At 69.3% G+C, this 18857-nt stretch carries 19 protein-coding genes; 6 read left to right on the top strand and 13 right to left on the bottom strand.

The window, feature by feature from the left end; genetic code table 11:
- Window positions 1-8: 8 nt before the first annotated feature.
- Complete coding sequence (locus tag ACWD4G_RS21985) at window positions 9-1202, bottom strand: aminotransferase-like domain-containing protein (RefSeq protein WP_451296223.1); 1194 nt, start codon at window positions 1200-1202, stop codon at window positions 9-11.
- Between the two features lie 213 nt (window positions 1203-1415).
- Between ACWD4G_RS21985 and ACWD4G_RS21980 the strand changes: the two genes are divergently transcribed.
- Complete coding sequence (locus ACWD4G_RS21980) at window positions 1416-2342, top strand: phosphotransferase family protein (RefSeq protein WP_451295894.1); 927 nt, start codon at window positions 1416-1418, stop codon at window positions 2340-2342.
- A gap of 90 nt (window positions 2343-2432) precedes the next feature.
- Here the strand turns inward: ACWD4G_RS21980 and ACWD4G_RS21975 are convergent, their stop codons facing one another.
- Both ACWD4G_RS21975 and ACWD4G_RS21970 read right to left on the bottom strand, forming a co-directional pair.
- Entirely contained in the window at window positions 2433-3335 is a 903-nt protein-coding gene (locus ACWD4G_RS21975) for an SAM-dependent methyltransferase (RefSeq protein ID WP_451295892.1), read from the bottom strand.
- A gap of 133 nt (window positions 3336-3468) precedes the next feature.
- Window positions 3469-4884: a helix-turn-helix domain-containing protein gene (locus tag ACWD4G_RS21970; protein ID WP_451296221.1), complete on the bottom strand. Its 1416-nt coding sequence runs from the start codon at window positions 4882-4884 to the stop codon at window positions 3469-3471.
- A gap of 286 nt (window positions 4885-5170) precedes the next feature.
- Between ACWD4G_RS21970 and ACWD4G_RS21965 the strand changes: the two genes are divergently transcribed.
- The gene (locus ACWD4G_RS21965) at window positions 5171-5959 is read left to right on the top strand and encodes a DUF4232 domain-containing protein (RefSeq protein ID WP_451295890.1); all 789 of its coding nucleotides are present in this window, start codon (window positions 5171-5173) and stop codon (window positions 5957-5959) included.
- Window positions 5960-5971: 12 nt separating this feature from the next.
- Here ACWD4G_RS21965 and hemB read toward each other — a convergent pair whose 3' ends face one another.
- The 4 genes from hemB to ACWD4G_RS21945 all read right to left on the bottom strand — a co-directional run bounded on the left by hemB (window position 5972) and on the right by ACWD4G_RS21945 (window position 9698).
- Window positions 5972-6973, bottom strand: coding sequence for a porphobilinogen synthase (hemB, locus tag ACWD4G_RS21960; RefSeq protein WP_451295888.1), 1002 nt, complete (start codon window positions 6971-6973; stop codon window positions 5972-5974).
- A 91-nt stretch (window positions 6974-7064) separates the two neighbouring features.
- On the bottom strand, window positions 7065-8102 hold the full coding sequence (locus tag ACWD4G_RS21955) for a helix-turn-helix domain-containing protein (RefSeq protein WP_451295886.1): 1038 nt from the start codon (window positions 8100-8102) through the stop codon (window positions 7065-7067).
- 324 nt (window positions 8103-8426) lie between these two features.
- Window positions 8427-9101, bottom strand: coding sequence for a class I SAM-dependent methyltransferase (locus ACWD4G_RS21950; protein ID WP_451295884.1), 675 nt, complete (start codon window positions 9099-9101; stop codon window positions 8427-8429).
- A 156-nt stretch (window positions 9102-9257) separates the two neighbouring features.
- Window positions 9258-9698, bottom strand: coding sequence for a hypothetical protein (locus ACWD4G_RS21945; RefSeq protein WP_451295882.1), 441 nt, complete (start codon window positions 9696-9698; stop codon window positions 9258-9260).
- A 201-nt stretch (window positions 9699-9899) separates the two neighbouring features.
- Here ACWD4G_RS21945 and ACWD4G_RS21940 point away from each other — a divergent pair, with 201 nt between their 5' ends.
- Window positions 9900-11186, top strand: coding sequence for a helix-turn-helix domain-containing protein (locus tag ACWD4G_RS21940; protein WP_451296219.1), 1287 nt, complete (start codon window positions 9900-9902; stop codon window positions 11184-11186).
- 29 nt (window positions 11187-11215) lie between these two features.
- Here the strand turns inward: ACWD4G_RS21940 and ACWD4G_RS21935 are convergent, their stop codons facing one another.
- The 3 genes from ACWD4G_RS21935 to ACWD4G_RS21925 form a co-directional block, all read right to left on the bottom strand.
- Window positions 11216-11500 carry a hypothetical protein gene (locus tag ACWD4G_RS21935; RefSeq protein WP_451295880.1) on the bottom strand — a complete coding sequence of 95 codons (285 nt, stop codon included), beginning with the start codon at window positions 11498-11500 and terminating at the stop codon, window positions 11216-11218.
- Window positions 11501-11689: 189 nt separating this feature from the next.
- Window positions 11690-11926, bottom strand: coding sequence for a hypothetical protein (locus tag ACWD4G_RS21930; protein WP_451295878.1), 237 nt, complete (start codon window positions 11924-11926; stop codon window positions 11690-11692).
- Entirely contained in the window at window positions 11923-12150 is a 228-nt protein-coding gene (locus tag ACWD4G_RS21925) for a hypothetical protein (protein ID WP_451295876.1), read from the bottom strand. The genes ACWD4G_RS21930 and ACWD4G_RS21925 overlap by 4 nt, the downstream gene beginning before the upstream one ends.
- Before the next feature lie 288 nt (window positions 12151-12438).
- Here ACWD4G_RS21925 and ACWD4G_RS21920 point away from each other — a divergent pair, with 288 nt between their 5' ends.
- The 3 genes from ACWD4G_RS21920 to ACWD4G_RS21910 all read left to right on the top strand — a co-directional run bounded on the left by ACWD4G_RS21920 (window position 12439) and on the right by ACWD4G_RS21910 (window position 15722).
- On the top strand, window positions 12439-13275 hold the full coding sequence (locus tag ACWD4G_RS21920) for a helix-turn-helix domain-containing protein (protein ID WP_451295874.1): 837 nt from the start codon (window positions 12439-12441) through the stop codon (window positions 13273-13275).
- A complete protein-coding gene (locus tag ACWD4G_RS21915) occupies window positions 13272-13481 on the top strand; it encodes a DUF397 domain-containing protein (protein ID WP_451295872.1) in 210 nt (69 codons plus the stop codon). Before ACWD4G_RS21920 ends, ACWD4G_RS21915 begins: the two co-directional genes overlap by 4 nt.
- Before the next feature lie 513 nt (window positions 13482-13994).
- Window positions 13995-15722, top strand: coding sequence for an APC family permease (locus ACWD4G_RS21910; RefSeq protein ID WP_451295870.1), 1728 nt, complete (start codon window positions 13995-13997; stop codon window positions 15720-15722).
- Here ACWD4G_RS21910 and ACWD4G_RS21905 read toward each other — a convergent pair.
- The 3 genes from ACWD4G_RS21905 to ACWD4G_RS21895 are packed head-to-tail and all read right to left on the bottom strand — an operon-like array spanning window position 15706 to window position 18803.
- Window positions 15706-17388, bottom strand: a complete 1683-nt coding sequence (locus tag ACWD4G_RS21905) for a hypothetical protein (protein WP_451295869.1) — start codon at window positions 17386-17388, stop codon at window positions 15706-15708. The genes ACWD4G_RS21910 and ACWD4G_RS21905 overlap by 17 nt on opposite strands.
- 3 nt (window positions 17389-17391) lie before the next feature.
- Window positions 17392-18429 carry a hypothetical protein gene (locus tag ACWD4G_RS21900; RefSeq protein ID WP_451295867.1) on the bottom strand — a complete coding sequence of 346 codons (1038 nt, stop codon included), beginning with the start codon at window positions 18427-18429 and terminating at the stop codon, window positions 17392-17394.
- A 5-nt stretch (window positions 18430-18434) separates the two neighbouring features.
- The gene (locus ACWD4G_RS21895; RefSeq protein ID WP_451295865.1) at window positions 18435-18803 is read right to left on the bottom strand and encodes a hypothetical protein; all 369 of its coding nucleotides are present in this window, start codon (window positions 18801-18803) and stop codon (window positions 18435-18437) included.
- Window positions 18804-18857 lie beyond the last annotated feature (54 nt).

Below are 18857 nucleotides of genomic sequence, written 5' to 3'. Positions count from 1 at the left end.
GCCGGAAGTCAGCCGAGCCCCTTGCCCAGCCTGCGCACGCCTTCCCTGATCTCCTCCGGCGTCTGCGTCACAAAGCACAGCCGCAGGGTCGCCCGGTCCGGTTCCCCGGCGTAGAAGGGGGCGCCGGGGACGTACGCCACGTCCTGCTCGACCACGCGGGGCAGCAGGGCGGTGGTGTCGTACGAGGACGGCAGCCTGGCCCAGAGGAACATGCCGCCCTCGGGCCGGTTCCAGGTCGAGCCCTCGGGGAGGGCGCCCGGCAGCGCGGCGAGCATGGCGTCCCGGCGCTCACGGTAGGCCGCCGCGACCTCGGCCACATGGGCGTCGAGGTCGCGGTCGGCCAGGTACCGGGCGGCGGCGAGCTGGTTGACGGTCGGGGTGTGCAGATCGGCGGCCTGTTTGGCGACGGCGCAGGCACGGCGGAGCCCGGCGGGCGCCCGCAGCCAGCCGAGCCGCATCCCGGGGGCCATGACCTTGGAGAAGGAGCCCAGCAGGGCCGTACGGTCCTCGGCGCCCGGGCAGGAGGCGATCCAGGGCACGCGGTCGCCCTCGAAGCGGAGTTCCCCGTAGGGGTCGTCCTCGATGATCCACAGCCCGCGCCGGGCCGCGACGGAGGCGACGGCCGTCCGCCGCGCGACGGGCAGGGTGCGCCCGGTGGGGTTCTGGAAGGTGGGGACGGTGTAGAAGAGCTTGGCCCGGGTGCGGACGACCAGTTCCTCCAACGCGCCCGGATCGACCCCGTCCGCGTCCCCCGGCACCCCCACCACCCGCGCCCCCGCGAACCGGAACGCCTGGAGCGCCGCGAGATAGCAGGGCTCCTCGACCAGGACGACATCACCGGGTTCGACGAGAGCGGTGGCGAGCAGGGACAGCGCCTGCTGCGACCCGGTGGTGACGAGCACATCGTCGGCGTCGGTCGTGAGCCCCCGCACCCGGTAGCGCGCGGCGAGCGCCTCCCTCAGCACCGGCTCGCCCTCGGTCGTCGCGTACTGCAGGGCCCGCCCGGCCGACTCGGCGAGCACGTCCCGGTAGGCGGCGGCGATCCCCTCGCTGTCGAACAGCTCCGGGGCGGGCAGACCACCCGCGAAGTTGACGACTTCGGGCCTGGAGGTGACGGCGAGGATGTCCCTTACGGGGGAACCCCCGACCGCCGTTGCGCGCGCCGCGAAGGCGGGCGCGGGCGCGCGCCCACCCGCGCTCACCTCCGCGCCCGCGCCCCCACAAGCGGCCCCTTCCCCCACAAACCCCACGTCAGCGACGTCACGCACGGCTTCCACGGCACCCACCCCACGGTTCACTCGGTGAGGAACGGGCGGTACGACCCCGTCCCGGTGGCCACTTTAGCCAGATACATGCCGTCTACATCCACCCCTTTCGCGATGCGGACGCGTCCCCGCACCCCCTAGGCTGCGCGCATGCTGCCCAGCGTGGACACGAACGACGAGTTGCAAGAAGTCGTCGGTGACGAGGCGCTGCTACGGCCGGCTGCCCAGGATCTCTGCGGCCAGCTCGGTCTCGCAGGCGCGCGGATCGTGCGTTTCGCCGAGGGGTCGCTGCCGGTGTACGCGGTCGGCGACGCCCTCGTCCTCAAGCTCTATCCGGGTTTCGAAGCGGCCGAGGCCGTCCGCGAGGCCCGCCTGTTGTCCCGTCTGTGGGGACAACTGCCCATCCCCACACCCCGACTGCACTCCGCCGATCTGTACAAGAACGGCTGGCGCTATGTCCTGATGTCCCGGCTGCCCGGTGAGGACCTCAACGAGGCCTGGCCGCGCATCCCCCGCAAGGACCAGGAGCGGATCATCGTCCAGGCCGCCGAGTGCCTGGCCGCCCTGCACGACCTGGACGCCGAGCCACTGATCCCGTACGTCGGCCCGCCGGACTGGTCCAGGTTCATGGCCTCCCAGCGGGCCGGGGCGGTCGAACAGCAGATCGCCGGCGGCCTCACGGCCCCCTGGCTGGAACAGATCCCGGACTTCCTGGCCTCCGTCCCCCTCCCCGCCCGCCGCCAGGTGCTCCTGCACACGGAACTCATGCGCGAGCACCTGACGGTCGACCCCCGCGACAACTGGCGCCTGACGGGCCTCTTCGACTTCGAACCCGCGATGGTGGGCGACCCCGCCTACGACTTCGTCAGCGTCGCCCTCTTCCTCACCCGAACCGACCCCGCCCTGCAAAAACTCTTCTACGAGGCCTACGGCCAGCCCCCGTTCGCCCCGAGAGAGCTGATGGCGTACACCCTGCTCCACGTCTACAGCGACGTGAACTGGTACCTGCGCACACTGCCGACCCCGCCGAGGCAGGACTTCGAGTCACTGGCGGAGACTTGGTTCAACATCCCCTGAAGGGGCTGGGGGCGCAGCCTCCCAGCCCCTTCAGGGGCGCGGGGAACTGCGCGACAAGCCCCCACGCACCCGCACCCAACCGACAACCCCTCATTCCTTCCGCCCCATCGCCGCATACACATTGATGTCGGCGTCCGTCACATCGTTGATGTCCCGATACCGAACCTTCTCGATGTCGTCCAAGGCGGCAAGCCTCTGCGGCTCAATGGCCTCGGGCAACGGCGCACCACCCTCGAACCGCCAGTGATGAGCCGGCACCACCCCCGGCTCATCCACGACCAGCCCGCTCTGCTCGAAGAAGCGGGCGACCTCGTCCCTGGACCGCAGCACGAAGGTGAACCCACGCTCGGTGTAAGTCCGCTGCACCGCACGGACATTGGCGGGGTTGATGTCCTCCGTGAGATGGCTGAGCACGAGCCGGCTCCCGGCAGGCAGCGCGTCGACCAGCTCACGTACGACGGGATACGCCTCCTCGTCCTCGACGAAGTGCAGGATCGCCACCAGGCACAGCGCGATCGGCTGGTCGAAGTCGAGGGTCCTGGCGGCCTGTTCGAGGATGTGGGCCGGTGTCTTGAGGTCGGCGTCGATGTAGTCGGTGGCGCCCTCGGGCACGCTGGTGAGCAGCGCGCGGGCGTGGGCGAGCACCACCGGGTCGTGGTCGACGTACACGACGCGGGACGTGGGGGCGATGCGCTGGGCGATCTGGTGGACGTTCTCGGCGGTCGGCAGCCCGGTGCCGATGTCCAGGAACTGCCGGATGCCCTCGTCCTTGGTGAGCGTGGTCACCGCGCGGCGCATGAAGTCCCGGTTGTGCCGGACATCGAGGTATCCGCGCGGGTTGGCGGCCAGCGCGGCCCCGGCGGCCTCCCGGTCCTTGGGGTAGTTGTCCTTGCCGCCGAGGAAGACGTCGTAGACCCGGGCCGGGTGCGCCTTGGTCGTGTCGATCCTCCTCCGCAGCTCCGCGGGGTCGTGGCTGAGCGCGTCACCGGCCATGGGGCATCTCCTGGAAGTCGATCCTTGAATGCCCAACAACCTAATGCTCCAGGGGAGTTGACGCTGCCGGACCGGGGAACCCACAGGAAACGCCCCTCGGACTCCGCCGAAGGCGCCGGGGCTACCGCCGGGGCTACCCCTGGTCCCCCACCGTCGTGCCCTCCTCGACCCACTTGGGCCCGCCGAGCGGGTACTCGTACGCCGGTCGCCCGTTGTTCCCGCTGGTGCGGAAGGGCTGTCCGGCGTCGTTCAGGACCAGTGTCCCGCTGCGCGAACCGCTGGACCACTTCAGTTCCAGATACCAACTGACGTAGTACGCGGAGGCGTCGGCCTTGACGTAGTAGACCTCCGGGTCGGACTCGCTGACGGAGTAGGGGAAGTCCTTGCTCCCCGCCGCGGGCTGCACGGCCGGTCGCGTGGCGTCCAGGGCGACCGTGAAGGACCGTGTCGGCACACCGGCGCCGCAGCCGACCCCCGGGTACCCCATGATGTAGTCGTTCCAGGCGAGCGGCGCCTGCCTGTCGACCATCCGGACGGTGAGGCTCCGGATGACCACGGTCTCGGCCCCCGTCCCCTGCACGGTGAGCGTCACGAACTGCTGCCCCGACGACACGGCCCCGGCCGATTCCACCCAGGCCGCCGAGTCCGTCTCCAACGGCGGAGGCCCGACCTCGGCCGGCGCCCGGTCGACCAGATACCGCTGATCGCAGGGGCTCTCCCAGGTGTACGGCTCCACCTTCACGGTGAGGGGCGGTGCGGCGTTCCCCGTGTCGTCGTCCTCGTCCGCCGCGCCGGAGTTCGTGGGGCCGGCGGAGGCGGCGGCCCCCTTCCCGCCGTCGCCCTTCTCCTTCTCCTTCTTCTTGTCCTTCTCGCTCGCGGAGGCGGAGGGCGAGGCCTCGGACGGCGAGGCGGCGGGAGTGTCACCCGTCCCCTTCGCCCCTCCCTCCTTCACGGACGTGGCCCCGTCCGTACGCTCCCGCCCGTCGGCCGTCCCACCCGACGGCAGGCTCATGGCCAGCGTGACGGCCCCGAGCACGGCGGCCACCGCCACCCCGGCGACGAGAGCGACCCGAGTACGCCGCCGGGGAGCCGACCGGACGCCGGAGTCACCGTCGACGCCGACCACACGGGAAACGACATCCTCCGGAACGCCGGCCTCCGCCAGGGCACCCGCCGCCTCCGGAACACCGGCCCCCTCCGAGGCGGCGGCCCTCTCCGAAACGGCGCCCCCCTCCGAAGCAACAGCCCCCGAAGAAGCGGCGACCGCCCCCGAAACCGCAGCCGTCCCCGGAGCGACCGCCTCCTCCTTGCGCCCCCGGGTCGCGTCCGCGAGGACCCACCGCCGATGGAGTTCGACGAGTTCGTCCGGGGTCGCCTTGCAGAGCCGGGCCAACCGCTCCACGGGGGCGTAATCCGCCGGTACGGCATCCCCGTTGCAGTACCGGTGCAGCGTCGACGTACTCATATGGAGCCGCTTGGCCAACGCCCCATAGCTCAGCCCGGAGCGCTCCTTCAGCTCCCGCAACAGCTCGGCGAAACCACCCGCCATGTCGCTCACAGACCCGCTCCCCGACACACCTTCTCCGTTCCCACAGGGCCCCCACGTCCCGTTCCGCGTCCCGTCGGGCGTCCCACATCAAGGACGTTCCCGCAGGTCAAAGTCATTTTGGGTGTTCCAGCGTCCCTCATCACCCGCCGAAGGTGGCGGCCGGGACGGATCACCCCGCAAGCTCTGGTCATCCAAGCACGCCGCTCCCGAAACACCGGTCGAGGGGCAGGACTTGGCCCATCCGTTCTCAGCCTCGGCAACAGCCTCTGCCCGAAAGGACCCTCCCATGCGCACGTCCCACACCACCCGCACCGCCCGTACGACCCGCGCCGCCCGTCTCCTCGCCGTGACCGGCGCGGCCCTCGCGGCCCTGACCCTCACCGCGTGCAACAACGGCATGGGCACACAGGACGAGGGCTCGGCCGCGACGACCGACTCGACCGCGGACGCCAACACCGGCGCCGACGCGAACACGAACACGAACACCTCGACCGGCGGCCAGAACCAGAAGAACCAGGCGGACAAGTCGTCGAACACGAGCGGCGGCACCGGCTCCTCCACGTCCTCCGGCACCTCCACGTCCTCCGGCACCTCCGGGTCGTCCGGCACCTCGGGGTCCTCCGACTCCTCCGGTACCGACCCCGAGGACCGGGTGACCTGCAACGGCTCGAACACGACCGTCACCGCCCAGCCGGTCTCACGCCCCCTCAACCACATGCTGATCACGGTGAAGAACACCGGCTCGAAGATGTGCGACCTGTTCTACTACCCCACGCTCCGCTTCGACGAGGCGCAGTCGGCCCCGGACGTCATGGAGGACTCCCAGCCGCAGGCGGTCGTCACACTGGCCCCGGGCGAGTCCGGCTACGCGGGCGTCCTGCTCTCCATGGCGGACGGCAGCGGTGCGAACGGCGAGACGGCGAAGAAGGCCGAGATCATGTTCCAGGGCTCGACCCCCGGCAGCGACGGCGGCCCCTCGGCGTTCCCGTCCCTCCCCGCGAAGGGTGTCTACTACGACAGCTCGCTGGCGGTCACGTACTGGCAGTCGACGTCGGCCGACGCCCTGTCGTACTGACCCCCCGCCCGTTCAGCCGGCCGAACGCACCATCCGGGCCGCCTCGGTGGCCCAGTAGGTGAGGATGTTCTGCGCCCCGGCCCGCCTGATACCGGTGAGCGACTCAAGGATCGCCCGATCCCGATCGATCCACCCCTTCTCGGCGGCGGCCTCGATCATCGAGTACTCACCGGAGATCTGGTAGGCGACCACGGGAACGTCCACGGAGTCGGCGACCCGGGCCAGCACATCGAGATACGGCCCGGCCGGCTTGACCATGACCATGTCGGCCCCCTCCTCCAGATCGAGGGCCAGCTCCCGCAGGGACTCCCGCAGATTGGCGGGGTCCTGCTGGTAGGTCTTCCGATCCCCCTTCAGGGACGAGCCGACGGCCTCCCGGAAGGGCCCGTAGAAAGCGGAGGCGTACTTGGCGGTGTACGCCAGGATCGCCACGTCCTCCCGCCCGATCTGGTCCAACGCGTCCCGGATGACGCCGATCTGCCCGTCCATCATCCCGCTGGGACCGAGCACATGCGCCCCGGCGTCGGCCTGCACCTGGGCCATCTCGGCATACCGCTCAAGGGTGGCGTCATTGTCGACGCGCCCCTCGGCGTCGAGTACCCCGCAGTGCCCGTGATCGGTGGTCTCGTCCAGACACACGTCGGACATGACCAGCAGCTCGTCCCCGACCTCGGCCCGCACATCCCGGATGGCGACCTGCAGAATCCCGTCGGGATCGGTCCCCGGAGTCCCGAGCCCGTCCTTCTTCCCCTCCTCCGGCACCCCGAACAGCATGATCCCGGAGACCCCGGCCTCCACCGCCTCGACGGCGGCCTTCTTCAGACTGTCCCGAGTGTGCTGCACGACCCCGGGCATGGCCGCGATCGGCACCGGCTCGCTCACCCCCTCCCGCACGAACGCGGGCAGGATGAAGTCGGCCGGATGCAACCGCGTCTCGGCCACCATCCGCCGCATCACAGGGGTCGTACGAAGCCGACGGGGCCGCGTACCGGGAAACGATCCGTACTTCGACATACATCTACGCTACGCCCGCCCCACCCCTGCCTTTGCCGACGTGGAGTCGGCTGTCAGCCTTCCTCTCCCTTCAGGCGAGGCTCCTGACCGCTCAGGCCGCACGGTCCGATTCAGCCCCCGCCGTCTCGTAGGAGATACGGCGGTCGCCTTCGGCACTGCGGTCCCGTTCGGCACGGCAGTCTCGGCACCAGGTTCCTTCCGGCTGGCGGAAGGCACGATCACAGCCACCGGCGCAGTCCACCATCCAGTACGACGGCGACGGCTCGACGCCCGGTGCCGATGCCTCGGGAATGTCCGGCAAGGGCGGCAGCGGTGGTGGCAGCAGCTCCCGCAGCCGGTGGGCGAGAAACCCGGCCGGATTCTTGAGGAGGGTGGGAACGTCGGCCGTCAGGGCGTGGTGCACCGCGGTTCCGCCGACACCGTTGTCGAACCAGGCGATGACGGCCGGGGCGAGGCGACACACGTCCCGCTGGGAGAGCGTGAACCGGTCGTCAGTACGGCGCAGTCCCACGAGCAGGGCGACGGCCTTGTCACAGTGCTCGCAGCTGGACGGCTGGGGTTCGGCGGGTTCTTGTGCGGGCCGTACGGGGACTACATCGCGGACTTCGTCTTTCGGGACTTCGTCTTTCGCGACAGGTGCGGCGGAAACCGCTGAAGGGACGGCGTCAAGAGGAGCGACAGGACCCGTGGGAGCACCATGCACGGGCTCCGGCTCCACGACGGTGGCGACCGCCCCGTCCGCCGCCGCCCCATGGGCGCGCGTGAGCGCCGGAGCGTTGTAGGCGTACGTACGCGTGATCACGCGCCCACCCTCGACCCGCTCCCGTACCCGCTCGATATGGCCGTGCGCCTCCAGCTCACGCAGGGCGAAGGCGATCCGGTCCCGGCCCTCGGGAAAGCACTCGGCGAGGGTGCGGATGTCGGTGGAGGCGCCTTCGGGCAGCGACAGGATGTGAGTGCCGAGCCCGATGGCCGTCAGGGACAGCTCGCGGTGCTGGGCGAGATGGTTGCCGATGATCGTAAACCGGTCGGGCTGGTACTCCCTGATGTGGGTGACCCCGGAAGGGGTGGTCCTTTGCCGAATGAGGGACTGCGGACGCACGGCGCCGCTAGGCTTCGTCTCAGCCATGGGGGAAGATCGTCTCTCTTCCTCGGTGGTCAGGCCCTCGCATGGGAGGTGGAAGTCCCGGCGGGGGCCGACGCATGTGTGCGGTTGTCTTCGCCCCGAGCGTGCACGCCCAAGCCACCACCACGCCAGCCGAGTTGGGATGATTCACTCCAGCGAGTGACGAACACGTGGTTTGGCTGGTTTGGAGGGTTTCTCTCCCAAGAGTTCTTTCTCTTTTACCGACCGCCGCCCCGTCGCAACGGCCCACCGGGACCCGTCTTTCCGGGCTTCGGTTCAGCGTTCAGCGGCCGAGGGCCGCACGCGGCTTGCCGAGCAGACGTCGGCTCACGCGGGAGCCTGCGCGCGCACCATGAGCGTGCCCAGGTTCCCCGGTTCCGGAGCAGTAAGGATGCGGGCGTCAACGTCGGTGAAGCCGTGCCGCTTGAGGAGGTCCGCCCACATCTCCGGGGCGTACTGCCAGCGAAGTACCGTCAGTTCTCGCTCCCGCCCTTCGAGCCACTTCCCTCGCATCGGTTGAGGTCCGTAGGAACCGGCGACCGGTTCGGCCTGCGAGAAGGCGAAGACCCCGCGAGGGGACAGCCGTTGGAAGACGCGCGGGAACAGGTCCTCGGGGTCGGTGAACCACACGGCCCCCCACACCGAATAGATCGCGTCGTACTTCGTGGACGTGGACGACAGGTACGTGCACACCTCGCCGTGGACGAACGCCAGTCCGGGGGTGCCCTTCCACCAGGAACGGGCACGTTCGACCTGGACGGGAGAGAAGTCGACACCAGTCACTTCGACTCCCTGACGGGCCAGGTGGGCGGCCTCCTTGCCCTCCGCCGGTCCGAGCTCCAGCGCGCGGCGGGGAGTGCCGAGGACTTCGGCGCCTGGACCGTAGCCGGGGTACTGCGTCCAGTCGAAGCGCTCGGCCGACGGCGCCGGCTGGGGCCCCTCGCCCTTGTGAGGCTTGTACTTGTCCCAGTATTCAGCCGGTGTCATGGGCGCGTGAGGCATGGAACTCCTCGGGAGGATGGAGTGACCGGTGTCCCTTGAGCTGGACACCGTATCCGGCCGTCCTCCCACGCGGGGGCGAATGACACCACCTCGCCCGGATGCACACGCGAAGGGCCCGGAAGCGCTCAAGACGCCCCCGGGCCCGACCTGTTCAGGTCAGTGACAGTCCGCCCCCGGACTGCACGGACCGCATGCGCCGTAGTCGCGCTCCCAGAGCTTCCAGTCCACATCGAAGCCCGTGTCGGCGATGATCTGCGCCGTGCGCTCCACCGAGCCGTCGTACTTGAACTCGATCTCGGGGATGTGCTCCAGGAACTTGCCGTCGAAGTGCTCCGCGCAGAACTCGCGGTAGTTCTTGGTGTCGAGGATGAAGACGTGCACCGCCATGTCGACCAGGCGGCCACAGCACATCTCCAGGCCCTGGCCCCACTTCTCCATGGCCGTGATCAGGTAGGAGACTGCCGCCCCGAACAGTCGGTTGGCCATCACCTCGTCCACCGGGTGGTCACGCGTCAGGAGCTGGATCTCCCGGTCCCACACCTCCCGCTTCACGTAATCCCGAGGGTCTCGAACCTTGGTGTCCACTGCTGTCGTCATCTTGCCCTCCCTGGCTTTGTGGGGCCCGCCGCTCCGAGCGGGCCGTATGGGAACGAAACCACCGGCCGACAGCGCACTGTGATCAACTGCCATCCCATGCAAGCCGTTTGCAGATGCTGCACACGCAGTCGACGCGCCCATCGCCCACTGGCTACCGTGGATGGACCTGACCCCTGGTCAGTGGGAGGCGCAGTGCGCACCATGGACCCGCTGTGGAGTTCCGCTCAGGCCCGTACGCTCGTGGACCGCCAAGACCCCGGAGGTCTCATCCGCATGGGCCGGGTCGGGCGGGGATGGCGGCAAGCCGACCTTGGGGCGCGTCTGGGCTGCTCCGCCTCTACCGTCTCCCGAATGGAGCAACGGGGCAGCCGAATGACTGACCTGCACCTCTTGCGCCAGGCAGCCCAAGAGGTCGGCGTGCCTCCCCAAGTCTTAGGAGCGGCACTCGGATTAAGCGTGCCGCAAGCCACTAGAGTGGCGGCCGATGGTCCACGTTGCGCCAAGGAGGACCCCATGCGCCGCCGGACACTGCTCGCGGCCGCCGGGCTGACGGCCCCCGCCCAGCTTCTCGCCGGCGTGGACGACGCCCTCGCGATCACGCCTGCCCCGACCGGCTCGGCCGTACCTCTCGATACCCGCCTTGCGCGGGCACGGTCCCTCTTCGACGCGGGCAGGCACACTGACCTTCTCGAAGCGCTGCCCGGGCTCCTCGCCGACGCCCACGACGCCGCCCGGTCCCGGACGGACCTCGCACACGCCCGGCTCTCATCGTGCTACAGCCTGGCCGCCCAACTCCTCGTCAAGATCGGCCGCTACGACCGGGCCCGCCTCACCGCGGACCGCGCCACCGTCTATGCGGAATTGTCCGGCTCCCCGCTGGCCGCCGCCGCTGCCGCCCGGGAACTGAGTATCGTCCTGCGCCACCAGGACCAGCCCGGAGCCGCTCAGCGCCTGATCCTGAGCGCCGCCGCCCAGGTCGAGGCCACGGGGCTGAGGACTCCCGCACAGTCGGCGGCCTACGCACAGATGCTGTGCACCACCGCGTACACGGCTGCGCGCGCCGGAGACCGGGAGCAGGCGCTGAGCATGATCCGTGAAGCGTCCCAGGCCGCGCGCAGCCTTCCGCAGCAGGCCCCGGCGGGACGCTTGTTCCCTCTCACACCGGCAGCCGTCGACCTTTACGAGGTCGGCGTTCACTGGGCTCTGGGTGACGCCGGTTCCGCCATCCGGGCCGGGCGGGGGTTGCACCCGGACCAGTTCCCCACCGCCGAGCGCAAGGGACGGATGCATACCGATCTCGGTCGTGCGTGGTGGCAGTGGGGCAAGCCGGAGCAGACGGCCCACGAACTGCTTTCCGCCCTGCGCGTCTCGCCCGGAGAAGTCCGAGACCGCCCAGCCATCCGGCGCATCGTCCGCGACCTGTCCACACGGCACCCGCGAGTGAGCGGCGTCCGCGAGCTGGCCGTGGCGACCGGCCTTCGCGGCTGAGCGCAGGCCGTCGCGCGCAAGGGCGGAACTCAGGTGGGGATGTCGAGACCCCGTTGGCGCTGTCTGTGAAGCTTGGCGAGGGCCGCCAACTGTCGCTGCTCCCACGCTGTGGCCGGTCGCACGGCGACCCTGCTCGTGTGCCACGCAAGGCCGGTGGGACGGGCGAGGAAGACCACCGAGCCCTGGACGCCCGTGATCCTGGCGGGCATGTCGTAGTGCCGGTCATAGACGATCTGACCGACCCAGAGTTCGTCCGGTGCCGCTTGTGCTCCCCGGGCCGGACGCCGCCGCACCCGTACTGCCGCTGTCCTCATCGCTCCGTCCTTTCTCCGCATCGCTCGCACTCCGGGACACCGCACGGCGGGTAGTCCGGCCCGGGGAGGTACACGACGCCGGAGGCCGCGTCCAACGCCCCTCCGTACGCCGTCCACCACCCCGTAGGGCTGTCCCCGTACGGGGTGCCCATGAACCGGTCAGCCGTTCCCTCCGGCTCCGCCGCCATGTCACAGCCCTTGGCGCGTACGGCGGTTGACCTCGGCCACGCGGGGGACCAGAAGCTCACGCGTGGTCGGCCGACGGAACTCCGCCGTCTCCCACTCCTCACCGCCCGGCGCTCTCAGGGTCAGCGTCGAGCCGTCCCAACTCACGACAGAGCCCACGCGACCCGTGCGGGCATCGGTGGTCCACTCCCCCGGACCGGGCACGTACGCGGGCTCCTCGTTCACCTCGAAGGCGCTCACGCCGCCACCTCCTTCACGTCCGTCACCCGGCGGTGCGGGTGCTGGCTGATCACGACGTTGGTGCTCCGGAGGCTTACGACGCTGCCCAGCCGTCGAGCTGCTTCCCGTTGCGCCACGGCGGCAGTGCAGATGGGGCAGCCGTCCATGGGAACGGGCTCAAGGGCCGGCGCGCGGAGCGCGGGTGTGCGAAGGGCCGCAGTCGTCGCCGTCTTCTCGCTGGTCATCCCCACAACCTCCTTTTGAGTCCGGACTCAACGGCCCGCAGCAGCTCAGGAGTTGATGACACGTAACCGGTGCGTGGAACCCACGCCGGGGCGAGTCGCCAGAAGCCACCGGCTTGTACGAGTGCTTCCAGCTCTGCCACGCCGTCAGCCGGGGCCGCGCGAGCTGTTTCCTGATCGGACACGACCGCTCCTCTCCGTAGTGACTCCACTACAAGGAAGGTTCAGCGTGGCCTACGCCTGGGCACCATTCAAGCTGTAAGAAGCGAACGAAAGGTTGGTGAAAGGCCCTTGAACCGCAAGGAGTTGAACCCGGACGCCTCACCTCAGGCGGCCTATGGGGCGCGCTTGCGCAGCTTGCGGGAGGCGCGCGGCTGGAAGCAGGAGGACCTTGCCGAGCGTATGGAATATTCCAGTGTGCATATTTCAGGGGTTGAAACTGGTCGGAAGCCTCCAACTCTCCGCTTCTCGCGTAGTGCGGACAGAGCGTTCGGCATCACGGGCACAGCAGACGCGTTCGAGGGTGAGTACCGCGGCATCCGGCACGGCAGCCTGCTGGAGGGCTTCCCGGAGTACGTCAGCTTCGAAGGCCGCGCCGTGGAGATCCGACTGTACGAAGTGGGCGTCATCCCAGGTCTGCTCCAGACCCCGGCGTACGCGGCAACCCTGGAAGCCGACGCAGTGCGGCGCGAAGCCATCACCCCCGAACAAGCCGAGGAACGAGTGGAGTTGATCTCGCAGAGGCAAGCCATGCTTGCCCGTACTCCATCGCCGTCGATCCTTGCGGTGCTTGACGAGAGTTGTATTCGCCGACCGATGGGTGATCCCGCGATCATGGACGCTCAGTTCCAACAGTTGCTGGAGTTCGCCGAGCGACCGAACACCGTGCTACAGGTGGCGCCCTTCTCCATGGGCGCACGGCGGCCGTTCAGCCTGCCCGTAACGGTGCTCACCATGCCGGACAGCGCGATCATGTCCTACGCCGAGTCGGCACAACGGGGCCACCTCGAACGGGACGGTACGTTCGTACTACCCGTACTGAAGGCATACCATCAGTTGCAGGCCGAAGCCCTGTCCCAAACGGCGTCTGTGGCCATGATCGAACAGCTCCGAAAGGGCACTCCGTGAGTACCGAAACCCCGCAGTGGTTCACGTCCTCGTACAGCGGAGGCGGCGGCCAGTGCATAGAGGTCGCCACAAACCTCGCCGCCCCGCGCGGCATGGTCCCCGTCCGTGACTCCAAGAACCCCAACGGTCCGGTGCTGGGCATCCCCGCCGAGGCGTTCTCGTCCTTCGTGGCGGGCGTCAAGGCCGGGCAGTTGGGCTCTGTCTGACCGCTCGGCCAGGCGCTGGACTTCGAGCCCGGCGTCTGACCCACGACCTGCCCTGCTCAATACCGTTCAGCCGGGATCTCGTCCTCCGTGCCGCCCGTCGTGCCCAGTGCCTGCCGCAAGGTCTCCGCGATCGCGGCGAACTCCTCCAGCGCGGCCTGAAGCCTCGTCCGGGCGGTAGCACTGCACGGGCGGGCCGGCTTGTTCGAAGAGCAGGACGTTGGCCTTGACGCCGCCCGCGTAGTTGTCGGGTACAACGACGGTTTTGCCGACGCCCCGTCGGCGCAACCCACCGACACGACCACCGACTCAACCGTCGACACACCCCGACAGCACGTACCCCATTCGGGAATTCACCTCACCCCACGTGTCCGCCCATGCGTAGCGTGTGAGCGACAGCAGCTCACACGCCGAGGGCGACCGGCTGCCGGTGCACAACGCCGTCCACCGGGGCTCCGGTGAAGGGGGAGAGCGTTGGGTCGGACGGACAACCCAGGCACGCTACGCAAACGCCCGGTGGAAGACGCCGACGAACACCGCCGCCTCTCCACCCTGGACCTGGTGGGCCTGGCGGCCGGGGGTGTCATCGGCTCGGGCTGGCTCCTCAGTGGCGCTCAGATCAACATCCGGTACCAAGGCAGCCCCGACTGGCTCACCCAGGGGTCATGGTTGATCGGCGGGGTGGTGATGCTGCTGATCGCCGCCGTCATGGTCGAACTGGGCATCGCCCTCCCCAAGACGGGCGGGCTGATCTTCCTCCCCCTCCAGGCCGCCGGCCCCCTCCTGGCCACGGTCGTCGCCGCCGGACTGTGGATCGCGTACGCGGTCAACCCGCCGAGCGAGGCAGCGGCAATGGTACGGGCGCTGGCGCACGGAGAGCCCGAGCTGCTGTCTTGTAAGGAGGGGAAGGAGGACATCCTGCTTTCCGCTACGGGCTGGCTCTGCGCCATCGCCTTCATGGCCCTGATCGTGGGCCTCAACTTCCTGCCACCACGTCGGCTGATCAGGCTGAACCTCTACATCACCGGGGTCAAGGTCCTGATCCTGACCCTGATCATTGTGGGGCTGGGGACCGACTGGTTCCCCCAGTCCGCGTTGAGCGACTCGCCGGACAGCACGGAACATCTGGAGAAGTGCCTATGGCGGAAGGACACAGCCAAGGACAAAACCACCTCGTCGCTGCTGGGCAGCGCCATCATCTTCTCGTACATCGGCTTCCAGGCCCCGCTCGACTGCGCCGGCAACGTCAAACGGCGTGGCATGGGGGAGGCGGCGCGGCTGCGCTGGGCGGTGTACGGCAGCCTCGTCGGCGCGTTCGTGCTGTACACCGCTCTGCAGTGGGTGTTCGACAAGCACAGCGGCATCTTCAACCGGTACAGCGTCCAGTCACCGTACGCCCAGATCGCTGACTCCTTCGGGATGGACTGGCTGGTCGTTCTGATCGTCCTGAACGCTCTGCTGTCCCCCCTGGGCGCCGGCATCGTCTTCACCTACGCGCTGACCCGCGAGGTCGCCGCGCTGAGCCGCGCCCACCTCACACACCGGGGGTTGCAGACCGCCCGTCGCGCCTCGTTCCGCTTCCGGGGCGCCCAGATCGACGCGTACTGGATGATCCTGCTGGTCAACTGTGTCATCGGCCTCGTACTGCTCGCCGTGGTCCAGGGCGTCTGGGACAGACTCATGACCATCAACAGCGTGCTGATTCTGCTCGCGTACGCCATGTCGGGCGTCGTCCTCGTGGCACTGAAGCCGCCGAGGTCCCGGGGAAAACGCCGGACGGCGCACCTTGTTCTCTCCTACGCCGCATTCATCTCGATCGCCGTGGTGATCTACGAGGCCAAGGTGGACAAGGTGTGGCACGGCATGACCGCCCTGGCCGTCGGTACGGCCCTGCTGCTCGGGCTGCCCCGCCTGGCGAGACTCGACCTGCCCGTCGTGGGACGCCTGCTGCGCCGCTACGACGCCCGGGACCAGCTCTCCCGTTTCTCCAAGCCCGCCGACGCCGCGGTGCGCCCGGCGCTGCTGTTCCTCACCTATCTGACGGTGCTGCTGGTGTGCACGAAACTCGGTGACTTCGGCAAGGGCTACGCCCTGGCGGCGGGAGTGGCCGCCGCCGTGGCCGCGGCCATCGTCTTCCCCCTCCTCGTCCGTGCCTGCCGCCGCTACCTGGAAGACGTACCCCGCGCCCTTCCGTCCCCCCGCCAAGAGCCCCGGCCCAAGTCATCGGTCACCGAAGGGACTTGATCACCCAGTCGGCGGCCTCCCGCCGCCCGGCGGCCCGCAGTTCGACCACCGCGGCGTCCCGGTGCCCCATGTCCGACCAGCGCCCCACCGTGGCCCGCAGCAACAGCTCCGCGTCCGGCAACGGCAGCGCCGACACCCGCTGCACGACCTCGACGACATCCCTCGGCGTCACCAACTGCTCGTTCTCCAGGAACCGTTCGAGCAACGTCCAGGAAGCCTTGTGCAACCCGGCGCGTTGCAGCCGCCCCGCCACATCGGCGACCACCTCGGCATCGGCCGTGGCCCCCGGGGAGGACGGATCGGACAGTTCACGGCAGGCGGCGCGGACGGCGACGGCGTACCCGGCGTCGTGCAGCGCCCGCAGACAGTCGACGAACCAGTCCCGGTCCGCACCCGGACGCATCACGCCCCGGGCCAGCCGGAGTCCGGCCTTGTGCGCGGCCCTGGTCCTCTCCCGCTTGCGTTCGACACGGCCCAGCAGGGTCACCAGTTCGCCCCCGGAACGTCCTTCGACCTCCACGGCGGCGACATGGCGCAGCAGCCGGGGGCACTCGGGGGCGGTGTACTCCTGCCGCAGCCACTCACCCAGCCGGCTCAGCTCGTCCAGAGAGCGCGGGGACGCACCGGAGTCATCCGTACCGGCGACGATGTCGGCCAGCAACTCCCGTGTGGTGTCGGTCAGTTCCTTGCTCTCGTACCAGCACGACACCAGCTCGGCCAGCTCCTGCACGCCCTTGTGCCCGGCCGTCTGCCTCCGTAGCGACCGGCCGCTGGCGGGGCATCCCGCCTCGTTCAGCAACACACAGATCCTCACCAGATGCCGAGGCTCCGCCTCACGCCCGATGTACTGGGCGAAGGCCTCGTACCCGGCACCCGGCCGAGCGATCAGATTCGCGGCGATACGCCGGGCCATCTCGACCGTGCTCGGGTCCGATGAGTCCAGCCTGGTCTTCAGCCATCGCTCCAGGACCAGCCCTTGAGGCCTCAGATGCCGAAACGCGCCCGCCAGATCACCGATCTCCTCGCTCTCCTCACCGGCCCCGGCATCACAGGGCGGGCTGTCGGCCAGGGCCCGCAAGGTCAGCTCAAGCAGTCGATCCGCCTCCGCGCCGCACCCCTCGTCGAGCAGCGCGGTGTGCAGCAACGCCTTGTCGAGGCTGGTCCGACCGGAACGGGGACTCGCGAACAGCCGCACGGTGCGTCCCGCGAGCGACGACCTCCGCTTCTTGAGCTTCCGCACGAACACCGCCACATCGAACGCCGTACGCTGGCACGCCACGTCATGCACGATGCTCGCGGTGATGGGCGCACGTCTGCGGCCGGACTCCAGCTCCGCCGCATGCTGCAGTACGGCCATGTCGGCGGCCTCTCCGACGGGCCGGTGCAGGGCGGCCGTCGTCATCAGCATGACCCCGTCCCGTGGGTCGAAGTCGGGTACGAGCCGTACCAGTTCCTCGACCGGGCGGCGCAGTGCGAAGTCCTGCAGGGCCCGCATGGCCTTGCCCCCGTGGTCCCGTTTCCGCATCACCCGCAGAACGCCCACGAACTGCGAGACCGGCCCCCGCAGGATCTGGTCGTAACTCCCGTTGAGCACCGCCAGCCGATCCGACTGGAACGGGTGCTCGGTACGGCGGGCACCCTCGGTGCCGTGGTCGTCGTCCGTCATGTGTCATCCGTCGCACGGAATCGCGTGCTCGACCGCACCCCAGTAGGTGACGAAGTCGGCGGGCGTGGTCAGCAGTTCGCCCGCCTTCCGATCGACACGGCAGGCCAGTTCATGGCTTCCTTCGTCGTCCGCGTTGCTCAGGATCGCGACGACTTCGCCGAGAAGCTCGGGGCTGCGCATCAGATCGTCGAGGTCCCGTTCGACGTTGAGGCGCAGTTCGCGGACCCAGTCATCCGCCGTGACCAGCGCACGGCTCTGCGTCCGGCGCTGCTCCGCGTGATTGGTGAACAGCGCCGTCGCCTCGGGAACATCGTTCAGCAGCATCCGGGGCCGGTGGTGAACGCCCGCGCCACAGCCCCGTATGTCCTCCTCGACCCCTGTGCGCAGCGCGCCGAGCGTGAGATCGCCGAAGTGTTCGGGCATGCCCTGGCCCAGCACATTCAGCAGATGCCCGCTGAACGGCGTACAGGTGTTGAGGGGTTCGGGGAGGTTCTCACAGGCATACGCCCAGGCGTTGTGGACGCTTCCGCCGACTGCCGTGAGGACGCAGGTGCCCCGGAAGCGGGTGCCGAGAGCACCCGGCAGCACGGACTCGCGGCCGAGCTGCGGCAGTACGTTCGAGTAACAGCAGTCCGCGATCAGTACCTTGAGCCCGGCCTTGCTCTGCCTCATCGCCCGGTACACGCACCACGCGGACAGCCAGGTCCACGGCTCGTTGGCCCGTGAGGACCCGACCGCGAAGTGCACCTGCGCACCGGGCACGTCCGGCCAGTACGCGCCGTGTCCCACGTACACCACGAGCAGGGTGTCCTCCGCACCCTCACCCGCCGCGACCGCCTTGCCCAGCGCCCGCATCACCGAGTCCGCGGTACGCACCTCGTCCGGTTTCAGCACCGTCGGCCCGGCCGATGCCTCCCACCGGGGGTCCCGGCCCAACACGGTCCCGTACGCCTTCGCGCTCGCCTCGATCGTGGAATACCCGGGGATCTCGGAGTCCTCGTCATACCTCCCGACCCCGATCACCAGCGCCCGGGACGCCATGCCCCTCAGCCCCTCTCGGGGTCGGCGTCGGGGTCCCCGGGGGCCTCCAGCTCCTGCGGAGGCACCTGGTCCGGTACCGACTCCGTCCCTGCAGGAGGCTGAACGATGACGATGGTGACGTTCGGCGGATCGAGCCTCCGCCCCTTCCATTTGTCGATCGCCCGCTCCACGGCGGCCTGCACCACCGCGGTCACGACACTGGTGACCACGGCCGTCACCAGCGCGGTGACCGGATCGAGCGTCCCCTCCGGTTCGGCCCTGTCGACCCGCCAGCCGAACCCCGTCTCCCCCTCCAACTCCTCCAGAAGCTCCCGCGGATCATCCAGCCCGACCGGCCCCTCGATCTTCACGGAGATCATCGCTGTCGTGGTCATGGACCCGTGCCTCCCCCGATGCCGTACGACGTTCACGCCCACTCTGCCAGCGCG

The organism is Streptomyces sp. NPDC002643 (genome assembly GCF_053592555.1).
Note: the sequence above shows the minus strand (reverse complement) of the source record. Positions and strands in the feature narration are given on the sequence as shown.